We start from the raw sequence: 14,600 nt of genomic DNA on the forward strand, positions 1-14,600 counted from the left end.
CTTTTTCCGGTTCGGTGGAGGGGCCAGGTATTTTTCTGCCGTTCGGCTGTAGGGTAACAAAAAAGGCCGGTTGCGGCCCCCGAGCTGTTCCTGCAGCACAAACGATCTTCGCGCCGAGTGTACTGTGAATTTGCACAGTGCGTCTGCGGCGCACTCAGCCAGCTTGCAATGCACGGGTTTCCAGCTCCATGCGCGTGGTCAGGCCGTTGTCGCCCAGGGTGTGCGTCAGCTTCACCACCAGCCAGGGGGTGTCATCAATCACATCCTTGAACCCCTGCAGCACCACCGGCGTCTGCGGCATCAGTTCAGGCCGGCCGATGGCCAGCGTCAGCTCCATGGTGGCCTTGCCGCGCTCGATGCGCCCGCGCTCGGCCCGCGCGGCGGCCATGGCGTCGGCCTCGCTGCCGTAGGTGTCCTTCAGGCGCTTTTCGTTTTCCTGCTCGCCTACCAGCACGCTCTTTTTTTCGGCCGTGTTGGGGTCGTGCCAGTACGCGCGCACGCCGCTGTAGGCGTTGCGGTCGGCGCTGTGGTAGCGGTGCTGGTCGCCATCGGCGCGGGTGATGGTGATGGTTTCGAGGTCTTCGCCGTTGGCGGCGCGGGTAGAGCCGATGGGCTTGAATACCAGCCGGCCTTTCTTCACCGTGGCCACTGCGTCGTGCTTCCTGGCCAGACGGGTGAGGAAGTGCAGATCACTCTCGCGCGTCTGGTCGATGTGCTCCACCGGGGTGTCTTGCAGCGTGGCATCCATGCGCAGCTGCAGGCCGTTGCGCTGCGCAATGTCGCCCACGATCTCGCCCAGCTTCTTGCCGTGGTAGCTGCGCTCCGCGCGGGTGCGCATCTCGCGCCGCATCTCTGCAGATCGGGCGCGGATGCTGATGGTGTCTGGCGTGCCGCTGTGCTCCACCTCGTCCACATCGAACGTGCCTTTGTCCTGCATGCCACTGCCTTCCCAGCCCAGGGTCAGGGCCAGCTCGGCCCCCTTGGCAGGTATGCCCATGCGGCCGTCGCTGTCGTCAATCACCAGGTCCAGCTGGTCGGCCTCGCCGCCTCGGGCTTCGGTGAGGGTGAGGGACACCAGGCGCGCTTCCACCTTCTTGGAAATATCCCGCCCGTCCACCACCAGCGAGAACGTGGGGGCGCGGTGCAGCTGGCTGGTCTTGAGGTAGTCGGGCGCCATCATTCCCACCACTCCCACCAGTCATCCACCGGCCACGGGTCCACACCGCCCGAGGGCTCGGCGCGCTGGTCATCCACGGCCGCCAGCTGCAGGTCGAACTCGATGCGCCGCGCGGCGCCGTTGTCGATCAGCACAGATCGGGTTTCGGTCAGGTTCTCGATGGTCCAGGCGCCGAACACCTCGCCCGCGCCCGACACCAGCGCCCAGGCCTTGCCGCTGTCGGCCATCTTGCGCAGCGCTTCCAGCGAACGCATGGAGCCTGCGAACTCAGGCGCCAGCACGCCCGACAGGTTGATGGTGTCATCGCCCAGGCCCACAAACTGGCGCGCCGGCCTTGCCCCCACCCTCGAATTGCTGGGGTGGCGCCAGGCCGTTTGCCGGCGCAGCTGGTCGGTGGGCAGGGTCTGCAGCCCGAAGGCGAACTGGCCCAAAGAAAACAGCATGGGTGCTCCTAGTCGATTTCGCCGTACTGCGACAGCACGCGCGAGCGCTTTGCGCTCTCGCGCCGGTCCAGCTCGGCCGACACCGCACGCGCGATGGCCTGGGGTCCGCGCCGGGGGCCGGGTTGATGGTGATGCTGATGTGCGTGCTGCCGCCCATGGGCGCAGCCACCCCGGCGCCCTGGGCCATCAGCGGCGGCCGGTTGTCGATGCGCAGCGCCGCCGCGTCGGCCGCCATCGGCATGGTGGCGGTGGCCGCCGTGGCCATGGCCAGCGCCGCGGTGCGCACGGCGCCCTGGCCACCGGCAATGCCCAGGGCCGCCCCCTCGGAAATCCAGCCGCCGTACTGCATGAACACGCGCGACGGGCTGGCAATGCCCAGCGTTTCGCGAAACCACCCGCCCACCGCCTCGGCCACGCCCACCACTGCATCGCGCAAGGCCGCCGCGCGCCGGGTGATGCCGTTCACCAGGCCGTCGATGATGTGGCCGCCGAACTCCGAGAACGTTGCGGGCAGCTGGATTCCAAGCCAGCTCAGGGCACCAGCGAACGCGCGGTACAGCAGGCCCAGCGGCGAGAAGTTCAGGAAGTGCGCGCCGATGGTGGCCAGCACCGCCGGGATGCTGCCGCCCAGGGCGTCCCAGTTCTTCCAGATGAAGTACGCCGCCGCCCCAATCGCCAGCAGCGCCGCCGCGATGGGATTCGCCATCAGGAACAGGCCCACCGCCCGGGCAACCGTCAACAGCGCGCTGAAGGCCGTGCCGATGCCCGGCAGCAGAATCCCGAGGCGGGCCAGGCCAAAGCGAAACAGCAGCATGGGCCCCATCACCGATGCGAACGCCAGGGTGATGGCACCCAGCGCGGTGGCACCAATGGCCAGCGCACCCACTATGCGCAGCACCCATTTCACGGCGCCCTGGTTCTCGCGCGTCCAGGCGCCCATGGCGTTGGCCATTTCGCCAAGCTTGTTCAGCAGCAGCACCAGATCAGGCGCGATGGTGGCGCCCATATCTTTGAGCATGTTGGTGAAGCTGCCCTGTGCCGCCTCGGCCGCCGCGCTCAGTGTCTTGAGCTGGGAGTCCACGCGCTTGCGCAGGTCGGCCTGGGCTTCCATCCTGGCCACCACCTCGCGGTAGCCGGCAATGCCCTTTTTCATCAGGGTATTGAGCACTTCATGGGTTTCAGCGTCATCGCCAAACAGCTTCTTCATGGCCGCGATGCGCTTCACGTCGCTGTCCACACCCTTGAGCTTGTCCAGCTGGGCGAACATGTTGTCAAAGCCCGCGAACTTGCCAGCCTTGTTATAGAACTCCAGCTGTACGCCCTCGCCCTTGAGCATCTTGTTTGCTTTGGCCAGCTTTTCGGCATCCATCGACAGCTGCACCACCTTGCGGATGGCGTTGCCTGCGGCTTCCCCTTTCATGCCGGCCTGATCCATCATCACCAGCATGGGGGCAAGCATGTTGCCCGCTTCGAGGCCCTCACGCCCGATGAGCGGCATCAACGCCCCCATCTTGGTAAAGCCCTGCAGCATGTTTGTTGGATCGACCCCCGAGTAGAACGCCCGCTGGATCATGTCCATCAGGCCCATCATGTCCTTTTCGCTGGTCTGCGTGGCGTCCTGCATCTTGGCTGCGAACTCGGCGGCAGCAGTCACGGGCATCTGCAGCTGAATGCCCAGGTACGCGGCAGACTCGCCCAGGCCGCCCAGGATGGATTGCGAGGTCATCCCCTGGCGCCGAAGCATGGTCATCATGTCGATGAACTGGGCCGTGGTGCCCGGCAGCTTGTCGCCCAGGCGCGTGGCCAGGTCCAGTATCTGCTGGAACTCCGGCCCCACGTCGCCGGCCTTGCCCATCATGGACGCGCGCAGCTGCGATTCCGACACTTCTGCCGGCATGAAGGCGCCCACCACGGAACGCAGGGGCCCCGCCAGTTTGTTCCCCCCGGCCATCATGGCCGCGCCGCTGGCGCCGATCATTCCGGCGTGCAGCATGTCCTGGCCGTGGCGCTTGCGCAGTTCGCCCAGCTTGCGCTGCTGCTCGCCGTTGGCCTTGAGCTTGGCGGTCTGCTGCTCGATGGTGGTATTGGCTGCGGCAATGTCGGTGCGCAGGCGCTGCGAGTGGTTCGCCAGGTCGCGCGTGCTGATGCCGGCGGCCGACAGCCTGGTGCGCAGGTTCTGCAGCTTCGCCTGCTGGCTGTCGTGCTGGTTTCCCAGCGCTGCCGCCTCTCGCTTGGCCTTCGCCAGTTCCTGTGTCATGGCCCGCGTGGGCTCGGCCGTCTGGCCGTAGGCGCGCGCCAGCTCCCCCACGCGCCCGCGGGCCTGGGCCAGCTTTGCGGCTGTGCCCTGCAGTTCGCTCTTGAGCGTGCGGAACTCGCCCACCTGGGCCTGCTGGGCGTTGAGTGCCTTGAGGCTTTCCTTCGCGGCCTTGAGCGCGCGGGCGGCCTCGCTGCTGCCGGCGCTGACGCGCCTCAAGGGGGCGATGATGCGATCTACAAAATCCATCACCACCCGCAAACGCAGGTTGTCAGCCATGGCGGCCCCCACGGCCGCCAGCGCGGGAAATCAGGCGGGAAAGTCGTTGCCCAGGATGCGCTTCGCTTCGGCGAAGTCGGCGGCGGATGCCCGGTCGCGCGCCTGCATCCACACATACACGGGCAGGAGCGCAACGCCCAGGCCGATGACGGCCAGGGCTGCGATCAGCAGAATCGTGAGGGCGGTAAAGATCATGGTTCATTCTTGCACATCCAATGGCGCAGGGTTCAGCGGGTCATTCCTGGCGCTCGTGGCGCTCGCGCGCCCGCTCCCGCCACTCCATCAGGTCGGCCACCGTCATGGAGTCCATGTCGACGGGCCGCCAATGGAACACCAGGGCCAGGTCGGCCATGGCGTCCTCTACTCGCTCTGGAATGCCTCCCGCTGCGCTTTCGGCACCAAAAAACCCACCACCTCCGTGCCCAGGCTGACAAGGTCGGCGGGGTCCATCAGGGCGACTTCCTGTTTCAGCAGCGGCGGTTCCGTCACGCGTGGCAGCAGGGTCTGCAGGGCCGTCACGTTCATCTGCAGCACCTCCACCAGCGACAGGCCGCGCAGCGCGCCCGCGTTGGGCTTGCGCACCTGCACGTGGGTGATGGTTTGGGCGCCGCGCTGAATAGGCGCATCCAGCGCGATGCCCACGGGGATGCCGGGGGCGGCGATGGCAACAGCGGGAGCGGCGGCGGTGGTGGTTTGGGTCGGTGTGTTCATGGCAAGGGGTCAGGAAAAGAAGGAAAGAAGGCGCGGCCCGCGTGGGGCCGCGCGTATGTGTCGGGCGTCAGACGCCCAGGGCGGCGCGCACTTCGGCCAGGCGGTCCACGCCGTTGACCATTTCCACCATGTTCACGGCGTCGATCTCGATGATGGTTTCGCCGTTGATCGTCAGCTTGTAGTAGCTCAGCGCGGCCTTGAACTTGATGGCCGTGGCTTCGCCGGCCTTGGCGCTGCCGGGGTCGATTTCAGAGAACCGGCCGCGCATGACGACTTCCAGCGCGTCCACGCTCTCGCTGTCGTCGCCTTGCAGGGCGCCGGCGAAACGCAGCAGCACGCCGTCATGGCGCAGCGTGCCCCAGCTGACGAACAGTTCCTTCATGTAGCCGGCGGCCGTCAGCTCGGCCTCCATGCCTTCCATGCCGAAATCCGCCTTCACGGGGGCGTTCATGCCACCGCTGCGGTAATCGTCCATCTTGCGGGCGAGCTTGGGCAGGCCCACTTCGGGCATTTCGCCCACGTAGTTGACGCCATCCACGAAGGTGGCGAAGTTCTTGATCTTGCGGGGCAATCCCATGGTGTTCTCCTGTGGTCAATCGGTGGTGTGGTGCGGCCTTATTCGCCGGTGCCCACGCGCAGGGCGAAGTCGGCGAAATAGCGGTCGCTGATGCGCTGCTGAAAGGTGAGGTCTTCCAGGGGCGGCACGGGCGTGTAGTCGTAGTCCAGCGTCAACTTGCCGTTCTTGAGCGTGGCCGCTTCGTTCACCTCTTCGTCGTACCAGGCGCTGGCCCCGAGCACGTAGCCCAGGCGCTTCAATTCGCGGAACTTGGCGTTGATGCCTTCGAGGATGTCTTTCACCAGGCTGGGGTGCAGAGGCTTGTCCACCGCCCAGAAATGGCCCTCGGCCATGGTGTCGGCCAGGATTTGCGCGGTGCGCGTGGCGCTCTCGAAGGCGAACAGTTCGTCGGTGGCACAGGTGCGCGAACCCCAGAAGCGAAAGCCCTGATTGCGGATCAGCGTGGTGATGCCCGCCGCATTGAGCATGCCCGCGTCGGTGTCGGGGTTCTGCAAGTCCCAGAACACATCCTTGCTGATGCCCAGCACGCCATTCATTGGCACGTTGGAAATCGTCTTGTGCCAGCCCTGCTCGGCGTCGATCTTTGCGCGCAGGCCCATGGCGTAGGCCACGGGCGAGGCATCCACCACCACGCCGGTGCCAGGCGTGGCCACCTTGACCCGGGGCCAGATGAGCATCAGCTCGCGGGCGTCGAAATTCTGGCGGTAGTCCATCACCTCGGGCACATCAGCGCCGTGGCCTTCTGCATACACGAACGCGCGCAGCTTCTGCGCCACCGCCACCAGGGCGGTGGTTACCGCCTGGGTGTCCAGGCCTGGCGCGCCCAGAATGCGCGGTTGCACGCCCAGCTTGGCTTTCGCGGCCAGCAGCGCCTGCATGCCGGTGTACTGCGAACCCAAGGCAGTGCCGATGACCTTGCCGTTCTGGTCTGTTTCCTTCTCCGCAGCATCGACGCCCTCGCCATCGGCCACGCGCACCACGACGACGATGGGGCGGGCCTGGTCGCGGATGGCGGTCAGTGCGCCGGACAGGGTGCCCAGCGTGCCGGCCTTGGCAATGGCGGCGTCCACCTTGGTCACCAGCACTGGGGTGTTGAGCGGGAACGCGGCGGCGTCCGCGTCGCTGGCCGTGCAGATCAGGCCCATCACGGCCGTGGAAATGATGCGGATATTGCGCTGGCCTTCGTTGATTTCGACAACGCGCACGCCGTGGTGGTAGTTTGCTTGGGTAGCCATGGGTTCTCCTGTGGATGGGGGGGTTAGTTGCGAAGGTCGGCCGGTTGCTGCTGGCGCCGTTTCTCGGATTCGTGGGCGCGGGCGCAGTGGTCGGGGTCGAAGAAGAACAGCGCGTCGATGGCGGCGGCGGTCCACCCCCACCAGCGGTGCCCCTTCGCGCGCATGCGGTGCGCGCGGCTCGAAAGGGTTTCGTCGGGCGCGCCGGCCAACAGCACGTTGGCCAGCTGGTCCAGGGCAATGGCCAGGTTCAGCAGCCAGGCATTCATGGGGCGGCCTCCAAGGGCTCGGCGCCCAGGATTTCATCGGCGCGGCCTGCGGCCAGGATGCCGGCCAGCTCCAGCGCCTGCACGCCGGCGGCCGTGGCCGGGTCATCGAGGTTCACGAACGAGGCCAGCGTGAAACGGCGCATCCAGGCGTCCATGGCCGCATTCGCACGGGCGGCGGCCGTCATGGCCTCCCACTCGGCTGGGGTGAACCGCCGGATGAACTGTTCATGCGTGAGCAGGCGGGGCGCGGCCACGGCCACGTCATCGGCCGCCCAGGCGAAGGCCAGCACGGCCGCCACATCGGTGAGCGCCAGCACGGCCGCTTCGGCGGCGTCACTGCTGCGGCGCACGGCCTCGCGTTCGGCCAGCACGGTGGCAACGTCCGCCAGCTGCAGCCAGCCGGCTTTCTCGCGCTCGCTGGCGCGCTGCAGCTTCCATGCGCTGGCGGCCAGGTGGGTGGCGGCCTCGGCCTTGATGGCGGCGATGCGGCGGGCCTTCATCCCCGCGAGCGACAGGCGCGCCGCGCCGGCCTGGGCGTCGTATTCCAGGGCCGACAGGTCGCCGTCGAATCCCTCGGGCGCGTCCACCAGCGTGTAGCCGTTGGGGTCGCCCGGGTGGTGGTTCCGGCAATGGCGCCGTCGATGATGATGAGTTGGGTTTTCATGGGCGGGCCTTACTGCATGACCACGTAGCGCACGTAGGTGCCAAATGAGACGTTTTCGATTCGGTGCGTCAGCCCCGTGACCCGCACGTAGCGGTCGATGAACGTGACGCTTGCCGTGGCATAGGTGTCGGCGCTGGCCCCGGCGAAGGACGGATAGCCCGACGAGGTGGTCCTTTGCTGGATGAAAGCCACCCGCACCCCTGCGGCAACCCCGGTGGGGTAGGTGTGCGTTGACGCGCTGGTGTTGTGTTGAACAGCAACGTTGGACAGCGCAGCGCGGGCCGCCGGCGCCGCCGCGATGGCGTTCCACGCGACGGTGGAGTCGTAGACGGCCGCGCGCGCGGTGGCGCTGGCCAGGATGGCCGCCATGGCATTGGCGCTGGCGGCGATCACATTCATCGCGGTGGCGCTGGCGGCCAGCGCGCGGATGCCGTCCACGCTGGCGGCCACGGCCGCCATGGTGTCGGCGTGCTCGGCCATCAAGGACACGGCGCCGGCATTCTCGGCCACCACCGCAAGCGCAAGCCGGTTGACCGACAAGGAATTGCGCGCCGCCGCGCTCTGGATGATTGCCGTCATGGCCGCGTTGCTGGGCGCCACCGCGCCCATGGCGGTGTTGGAAAACAGCATGGCGTTCAGGCCGGCGCTGCTGCCCAGGATGTACTGCATGGCCGTGGTGCTGCCGGCCACGGCCGCCATGGCCCCGCCGCTGGCGCACACGGCCGCCGCGCCGTTGGGCGCGGTAACCAGCTGCTGGAATGCCACCAGATTGGCGGGCGTGGCCAGCCAGGCCTGCAGCTGCGCGCCCGTGGGCGAGGGCGTGGCAAGCAGGTAGTCCAGCGCCAGGGGGTTGCCGTACAGCAGTTTGAAATGCCGGTGCATCTGGGCGACTTCGGCGTATGTGGGGGCGATCAGTGCTTCGGACATGTCAAGCCTCCACGGCGGCGAAGCCACTCACGCGGCCGGCCGCGTCGTAGCCGTAGGTGGTGGTGCGGGTCTTACCGTCCAGTGTTTCGGCCACGGTGGCCACGCGGTTGGCTGCGCCATAGGTCAGCACGGTGGTGCGCTCGCCTTGAGGCAGCGTTTCGGCGATGTTCGACACCCGGCCCGATGCGTCATATGTGACGGTGGCCGCGCTGGGCTTGGCGGTGGCCAGCGCGATGGCGCCAGCGCGGGCCGCCGCTTCGGCCACCAGGGCCGCTGCGCGCGCCGTGGCCTCGGCCTGCACGGCCAGCGCGATGGCTTCGTTTCGTGCCGTGGCCTCGGCCGCGATGGCCGCGCCCAGCTGCGTGCCCGTGGCCAGGTCGCCCACGTTGCCAATGGCCGCTTCCAGTTCGTCGCGCCGGTCGCGCAGCTGCTGGAGCATGGCGGCCACTTCGGCCATGGCCGGCCCCACCAGCGTGTCGATACGCGCCAGGCCAAATTGCGTCAGCTCATCGACTACGCCCTGCAGGTCCGCGCGGCGCGCTTCCAGTTCTGCAATGCGCGCGTCGATATCGCCGAAAACCCCATTGAAGAAGTCCTCGGACAACGGCGTCACGCCGTCGCGCATGCGGTATGCCTCGAATCGTTTTGGCATGTCGGCTCCGCTTACAGCGCGAGGTCGTAGCGCTCGGCCACGTGCCAGGGGTGGGCGCCCGTCACGCCCGCGCCGTCGATGCGGATGCGGTACGCGCCGGTGTTGGCGGCCAGGGTGAAGCGGAACTCGCGCCAGCGGCTGCGGCCGTCCACCACTTCATCGCGGCTGGTGGTGGCGGCCACGGTGGCGCCGCCCACGATCAGGCGGCAATCGACCGTCTGGGCCGCATCGGTGCCGAAGTCTTCCAGCAGCAGGCGCACGCGGATGTTTTTCGACGGCGTGCCCAGCACGCGGTCGCTGCTGACGTGCACGAACGTGGTGCCACGGCGGCGCACCGTGACCTGGGCCGTTCCCGGGCGAACGGCGGGCATCAGGTCTTGCGTGCCGATGAACACCGCGCGCAGCGGCACCAGGGCCGCGCCGCCGAACGCGGGCGCGGTGTCGGGCGTGACGGGTCGCCAAAGGCCGCCCGTCTGGTATTCCCACACCAGGCGGCAACCGGCCGGCACGGCGCTGTCATAGAGCATGTCCAGCTCTTGCACGCCGCCGGCCAGCTGCAGCGGCTGCATCTGCACCACGGCCCGGGGCGAGGTGAAGCGCGCGAAGTTCAGGCGCAGCATCAGATCGCGCTCGGCCGCCTGGGTGAAGTAGGCGCCGTCCTGCGTGTACATCAGGATGCCCTGCGTGTATTCCGTGCCCTCGGTGAAGCCCACGCGGTGGCCCGCGCCGGTCACCAGCGCCACGGCATAGCGCTTGCCCGCTTCCACCAGCAGCGGGTCGGGCAAGGCCACCTTGAGCCAGCCGGCCGTGACGGCGCCGGGCGCCAGGGTGGCGCGGGAAAGCACCTTTTCCATATCGGGCTGACCCAGCGCCGCTTCGGTCACCAGCACCGTAAGGCCGCCGGCCGCGTCGGCGCTGGTCACAAAGATTTCCACACTGGTGAGCCAGCCCGTCTGGGCCATGAGCACGGTTTGCGCGAGCACGGAGCCCTGCACCACGTAGTTGGTGGTCACCATGTCCCAATAGGGTTCCTCCCAGCGGTCGATCCAGACCCGTGTGACGCGCAGGAACTGGTGGTCGATGTTGGCGCGGGCTTGGTCGGCCGGGTCCACCGTCCACACTTCATCGCCCCGGCGCAGGATGCCGGTTACAGGGTCGTAAACACCGGATTTCCAGAATGCGCTATTGGTGCAGTAGGTGAGCGTTTCGCCGGTGCGCACGCGCTCGCGGCTCAGGGTCTTCTGAACGGCGTTCAGGGTCTGGTACTGGTATTGGTTGATGGCCAGCTCGCCCGCCCGGTTCTCCATTCGCAGACGGGTGACTTCATCGAACGCGGGCAGCATCAGACCGGCGGCGCTGGTGCGGGCCTCGGGGTCCATGGGGTTGAGCAGCGACAGGGCGCCGCTCTGCTGGGCCGCGATGGCCGGGCGGATGCCCTCGAACGTGTCGGCGTTGTAGCCCGCGTGGGCGGGGTCGCTTTCGCCGGCGTCAAGGAAGTGGTCGGACCCGTAGAACACGTAGTCATCCGGGATTTCCATCCGTTCCTTGAGCTTTGCCATGTCCACGCCCAGCTGGGAGACATGCTCCAGGCTGGCGCGGGTGGCCAGGTCGGACGCGAGCCCGGCGATGTCGCTCATGATGTGGGCGATGCGCGGTTCGGCCGCCAGAATCCAACCCTCCGCGGTGCGCACGCGGGCGTCGATGCGCTGCAGGTTCGGCAGGCGGCGCGTATCGGCCAGCACCACCTCTTGCACACCCGTGGGCGACAGGCGCACATGGGCGATCAGCGTGTAGCCCGTGGGCGGCTCGGGCCGCTCGGGCGTGGGGGACTCCAGGCCCTGGGCAATGTGCACGGTCGCCACACGGCGGCGCTGCATGGCCACGGCCTCGGGTTCGACTTCGCGGGTCTGCAGGTCCAGCAAGAAATCGCGCGGCTGGATATCGGTGTCTTCTTCGGCGCCGAACGCGCTGACCGCCACCCATTTTTGATCCTGCAGGGGCAGCATGGCGAACACCGATTGCACCTGCGCGGCGTCCAGCGCGTACACCTTGCCTGTGGGGCCGTCATATAGCCGGCCCGTGGCAATCTCCAGATCGGTGGCGCTGCGCGCGGACACGGTGAGGCCCGTGAACTGGCGTTCGGCCGTGATGGTGTCCGTCACCAGATGCCGGTGGGCTTCGTCGCCCCAGGCCTGGGAGTTGTTGAGGTCGGCGGCCTGCAGCTCTTGGCGGTCGCGGAATATGACGCTTTTTTCCATGGGGGTTTAGCTCCTGTTGATGGTTTGGCCGGCGAGCACGGCGCCGGCCTTGTGGATGCGGCTGGCGCGCGCCGTGGCATGCAGCCGGGTGCGCACCAGCACCTTGTCGTGTGCGGCCCGCGCCCAGTCCATGGCGTCGAGCACGGGGGCCATGCGCTCGCGGGCGCCACCGGCCGACAGCGCGGCGTTCATGGCGCTGCCCGCCATGGCGAACGGCTGGCGCCGCTCGGGCATGCGCACATGGGCCAGGGCGATGAATGGCGGGCTGGACAGGCGCGTGAAGCCCAGGTACGCGGGGCCGTGCTTGGGCACGTTGGCCACGGCCGGGTCGTGCAGCCGGATGCGGGCGTACATGCGCCGGGCGCTGTCGCTGCGCACGGTGAAGCCTGCGAGGGGCAGGCCGGCGCACAGCACATGCGGGCGCGGCGCGCGCTCGGCCACGGGCTCGGCATCGGGCGACAGGGGCGCCAGGGATGGCGCCATTTGCTTCAAGGTGAGCAGCTGCAGGCGCTCGCGGTAGGTAACGTTCTGCACGCGCCAGTAGCGGGTGGATGCGTCTGCGCGGCTCATGACCCCGGCCAGCGGCTGACCCAGGTGCAGCCCACGGGCCACGGCGCGGCGCGCCAGGTCCACGGTGGCGGTGCGGTCCTGCGCCATGTCGGTCCACCCGTGGGTGGTAAGCGGCAACACCTGGCCGTTGGGGTAGCGGATCTCCGCGCGCACGGCGCTTCGGACCATGGCGCTGGTGCGGGCTGGTGGCTCGGCCTTGGCGGCCACGAACCCGTGGCCCAGCATCAGGCCCTCGCACGGGGCGCGCTCGCGCTGGCTGTAGATGCGCATCTCGGGATGGGCGGCCAGCCACTTTGCGCGGCTTTCACCGTCCCAGTAACCCAGGAAGGTTTTGGCGGGCGGCATTTCCAGCCGCTGGATGCGGGCACCTGCCAGGCGGGCCAGTTCGCGCAGGCCGCGCGGGGTGCCGATGAGGGCATGCAAACGCGGGCTGGCCTTGATGACGGCGCGGCGCTCGGCCTCGCCCTGGGGCCACACGGGCACATCCTCGGCCAGGGCCAGGTGGGGCAGCAGGTGCGCGGGGATGCGCAACGGATCTTGCAACGTCGAAAGCGCAGAGTCGCCCACGGTCCACGGCCCCATGGCAGACGATGCCGCGCGCTCCAGGGGCGTGGCGTTGGGCGGCAGCAGGTGGTGGCGGTCAGTCATGGCGCGCCTGTGGTGTGACGGTGATGGACGTGATGACGGGGATTTCCCCCCGCCCCGCGGCAATGTCGGCGGCAGGTGTGGCCAGCACCGCGTCGCGGATGCCGTCGCCCATGAGGGCGGCCACCAGGGCGGCGCGGGTCACATCGACCCGGAATGCCGCGCGGGCGCCCAGTGCCCGCACCCGGGCGGCAGCGCCAGCGGCCAGCAGGGCGCCGTCCGGGCCCGGCGGGTGCACCAGCGTGGCCGCCACGGCGAGGGGCAGCACGCGCACTGCCGTCACGTCCACATCGACAGTGAGGGGGCGCACGTCCTCGGCCAGCAGCGCGGCTTCGGTCTGGCCCACGATGGCATCGCCGGGCACGGCCACGCGCCAGCACATGGAATTGGCCCCGGCCTGGGGGTGTTCGCCGAACAGCGCGCGGCCCACGGCCTGCTGGTCGGGCGTCACATCGTTGGCGTTTGCGGCCACGCGGGCCAGCAGGCAGACTTTCACGCGGCCGGGGCGGTCGGCCCACACATCCACCTGGCGCACGTCCACCGACACCGACATTGCTCGAAGGCGCCAACTGGTCGGACTGCCAGCGGCAGACAGCGCGTGATAGCCCATCAGCACCCGCGAGCGCAGGCGTTCGTCATCTTCACCGGGCAGGCGTGCCAGGTCATAGCGGGCCGCCAGGTTGTCCAGGTCCGTGCCCACGGCCCAAGGGAGCATGACGGCGCGGGCGGCATCGTTGATGCGGGCGCGTATCACCAGTTCGCGGTAGGCGGCAACTTCCAGTAGCTTGTTGAGCGGTTCGCTCTCCAGGGCCAGCACCTCGGCAGCTGCGGGGTACAGGCGCAGCAGGTCGGCGCGCAGGTCGGCCAGCACGGTTTCGTAGTCGAGGGTTTCGACCACGGCAGGGCGGGGCAGGGCGGAAAGGTCGAGGGTGCTCATGCTGCGCGGCCCGTTACGGAAACACTCAGGGACAGCGGCCCGACGCGCCCGCGCTGGTCGTAGGTGCCGTGAAGGCGGAACAGCACCGCGCCCTTGCGTTCAGGGTCGCGCAGGGATTCGATGCGCGAAAGGCGAAAGCGTGGCTCCCAGCGCATCAGCGCGCTCGCCACGGCGCCGAAGACGCGCACCTGGGTGGCCAGGTTGTCGGGGTGGTCGATCAGCTCGGGCACCAGCGATCCGTAGTCGCGGCGCATGACGCGCGAGCCGATGGGCGTGGTGAGGATGTCGCCCAGCGACTGGCGCAGGTGGTCCAGTCCGGTGATGGCGTGGCCGGTGTTGCGGTTCATACGGGCGGGTCCGTTTCTTCGCCGCCGCGTTTCACGCCGGGGTGCAGGTGGTTCACCAGGCTGATGTCTTGCGCCAGCACATCGGGCGTCACCTTCAAGCCTTCGCCGTTCAGCGTTGCGGTCGCGCCCCCGGCTTTCATCACGATTGCATCGGGCGTGATTTGGATAGACGACTCCATCACGCGCAAAAGAATGCTTGTGATCGCTGACAGCGTGAATTCGCCGGACGTGGCGTCGTGTTCCATGTAGCCAGCACCGCCGAACTCCATGCGGAACAGTTCGGGGTTTTCGCTGACCTGGGGGTTTGCGTCGCTGTAGGCGCCGGGAAGGACCATGGCGTTCATGAGGTCGCCGCCCGGTGCGAGCATGAGGCACTGCTCGCCCACCTTGGGCGGCCACCACACGCTACCGGCTTCACCGGCCGCGCGGCCCGCTATCCATGGAATCCAGTTGGTGGTGATGTTGCCGCAGCGAATGCGGCAGCGCGCGGGGCGGCCGGTGCGCACTTCGGCAATGGTCCCCACCCGTGCGATGTTCTCCAGGCGGCGCAGGATTTCAAACGGGGATTCGGGCTGATCGACGGGGCGTTCCATGCATTTGATGGTGCCCGCGCGTGCGCGAGAAAGCACGCAGCCGGCGCTGTGGCTGCGCTTTGGAC

At 68.3% G+C, this 14,600-nt stretch carries 17 protein-coding genes; all 17 read right to left on the reverse strand.

Annotation, left to right across the window (positions count from 1 at the left end; translation table 11 throughout):
• Nucleotides 1-154: 154 nt before the first annotated feature.
• The 17 genes from ACAM51_RS23355 to ACAM51_RS23435 all read right to left on the reverse strand — a co-directional run bounded on the left by ACAM51_RS23355 (nucleotide 155) and on the right by ACAM51_RS23435 (nucleotide 14,535).
• On the reverse strand, nucleotides 155-1,180 hold the full coding sequence (locus ACAM51_RS23355; RefSeq protein WP_369641999.1) for a contractile injection system protein, VgrG/Pvc8 family: 1,026 nt from the start codon (nucleotides 1,178-1,180) through the stop codon (nucleotides 155-157).
• Complete coding sequence (locus ACAM51_RS23360) at nucleotides 1,177-1,587, reverse strand: phage tail protein (RefSeq protein ID WP_369643875.1); 411 nt, start codon at nucleotides 1,585-1,587, stop codon at nucleotides 1,177-1,179. Before ACAM51_RS23360 ends, ACAM51_RS23355 begins: the two co-directional genes overlap by 4 nt.
• Nucleotides 1,478-4,153, reverse strand: coding sequence for a phage tail tape measure protein (locus ACAM51_RS23365; RefSeq protein WP_369642000.1), 2,676 nt, complete (start codon nucleotides 4,151-4,153; stop codon nucleotides 1,478-1,480). The genes ACAM51_RS23360 and ACAM51_RS23365 overlap by 110 nt, the downstream gene beginning before the upstream one ends.
• Nucleotides 4,154-4,183: 30 nt before the next feature.
• Entirely contained in the window at nucleotides 4,184-4,348 is a 165-nt protein-coding gene (locus tag ACAM51_RS23370; RefSeq protein ID WP_369642001.1) for a hypothetical protein, read from the reverse strand.
• 40 nt (nucleotides 4,349-4,388) lie between these two features.
• Nucleotides 4,389-4,505 carry a GpE family phage tail protein gene (locus ACAM51_RS23375; RefSeq protein ID WP_369642002.1) on the reverse strand — a complete coding sequence of 39 codons (117 nt, stop codon included), beginning with the start codon at nucleotides 4,503-4,505 and terminating at the stop codon, nucleotides 4,389-4,391.
• A gap of 8 nt (nucleotides 4,506-4,513) precedes the next feature.
• The gene (locus ACAM51_RS23380; protein WP_369642003.1) at nucleotides 4,514-4,864 is read right to left on the reverse strand and encodes a phage tail assembly protein; all 351 of its coding nucleotides are present in this window, start codon (nucleotides 4,862-4,864) and stop codon (nucleotides 4,514-4,516) included.
• 67 nt (nucleotides 4,865-4,931) lie between these two features.
• Nucleotides 4,932-5,441: a phage major tail tube protein gene (locus ACAM51_RS23385; RefSeq protein ID WP_369642004.1), complete on the reverse strand. Its 510-nt coding sequence runs from the start codon at nucleotides 5,439-5,441 to the stop codon at nucleotides 4,932-4,934.
• A 38-nt stretch (nucleotides 5,442-5,479) separates the two neighbouring features.
• Nucleotides 5,480-6,676 (reverse strand): phage tail sheath protein, encoded by a 1,197-nt coding sequence (locus ACAM51_RS23390; RefSeq protein ID WP_369642005.1) that lies wholly within the window; start codon nucleotides 6,674-6,676, stop codon nucleotides 5,480-5,482.
• Nucleotides 6,677-6,699: 23 nt separating this feature from the next.
• Nucleotides 6,700-6,942: a hypothetical protein gene (locus ACAM51_RS23395; protein ID WP_369642006.1), complete on the reverse strand. Its 243-nt coding sequence runs from the start codon at nucleotides 6,940-6,942 to the stop codon at nucleotides 6,700-6,702.
• A complete protein-coding gene (locus tag ACAM51_RS23400) occupies nucleotides 6,939-7,529 on the reverse strand; it encodes a hypothetical protein (RefSeq protein ID WP_369642007.1) in 591 nt (196 codons plus the stop codon). Before ACAM51_RS23400 ends, ACAM51_RS23395 begins: the two co-directional genes overlap by 4 nt.
• An 86-nt stretch (nucleotides 7,530-7,615) precedes the next feature.
• Nucleotides 7,616-8,533, reverse strand: a complete 918-nt coding sequence (locus ACAM51_RS23405; RefSeq protein ID WP_369642008.1) for a hypothetical protein — start codon at nucleotides 8,531-8,533, stop codon at nucleotides 7,616-7,618.
• 1 nt (nucleotide 8,534) lies between these two features.
• On the reverse strand, nucleotides 8,535-9,185 hold the full coding sequence (locus ACAM51_RS23410) for a hypothetical protein (protein WP_369642009.1): 651 nt from the start codon (nucleotides 9,183-9,185) through the stop codon (nucleotides 8,535-8,537).
• An 11-nt stretch (nucleotides 9,186-9,196) separates the two neighbouring features.
• Nucleotides 9,197-11,443, reverse strand: coding sequence for a hypothetical protein (locus ACAM51_RS23415; protein WP_369642010.1), 2,247 nt, complete (start codon nucleotides 11,441-11,443; stop codon nucleotides 9,197-9,199).
• 6 nt (nucleotides 11,444-11,449) lie between these two features.
• The gene (locus ACAM51_RS23420) at nucleotides 11,450-12,661 is read right to left on the reverse strand and encodes a phage tail protein (RefSeq protein ID WP_369642011.1); all 1,212 of its coding nucleotides are present in this window, start codon (nucleotides 12,659-12,661) and stop codon (nucleotides 11,450-11,452) included.
• Nucleotides 12,654-13,595: a baseplate J/gp47 family protein gene (locus ACAM51_RS23425; protein ID WP_369642012.1), complete on the reverse strand. Its 942-nt coding sequence runs from the start codon at nucleotides 13,593-13,595 to the stop codon at nucleotides 12,654-12,656. Before ACAM51_RS23425 ends, ACAM51_RS23420 begins: the two co-directional genes overlap by 8 nt.
• Entirely contained in the window at nucleotides 13,592-13,942 is a 351-nt protein-coding gene (locus tag ACAM51_RS23430) for a GPW/gp25 family protein (protein WP_369642013.1), read from the reverse strand. Before ACAM51_RS23430 ends, ACAM51_RS23425 begins: the two co-directional genes overlap by 4 nt.
• Nucleotides 13,939-14,535 carry a phage baseplate assembly protein V gene (locus ACAM51_RS23435; protein ID WP_369642014.1) on the reverse strand — a complete coding sequence of 199 codons (597 nt, stop codon included), beginning with the start codon at nucleotides 14,533-14,535 and terminating at the stop codon, nucleotides 13,939-13,941. The genes ACAM51_RS23430 and ACAM51_RS23435 overlap by 4 nt, the downstream gene beginning before the upstream one ends.
• Nucleotides 14,536-14,600 lie beyond the last annotated feature (65 nt).

The organism is Acidovorax sp. A79 (assembly GCF_041154505.1).
In the GTDB taxonomy this organism is placed as follows: Bacteria; Pseudomonadota; Gammaproteobacteria; order Burkholderiales; family Burkholderiaceae_C; genus Acidovorax.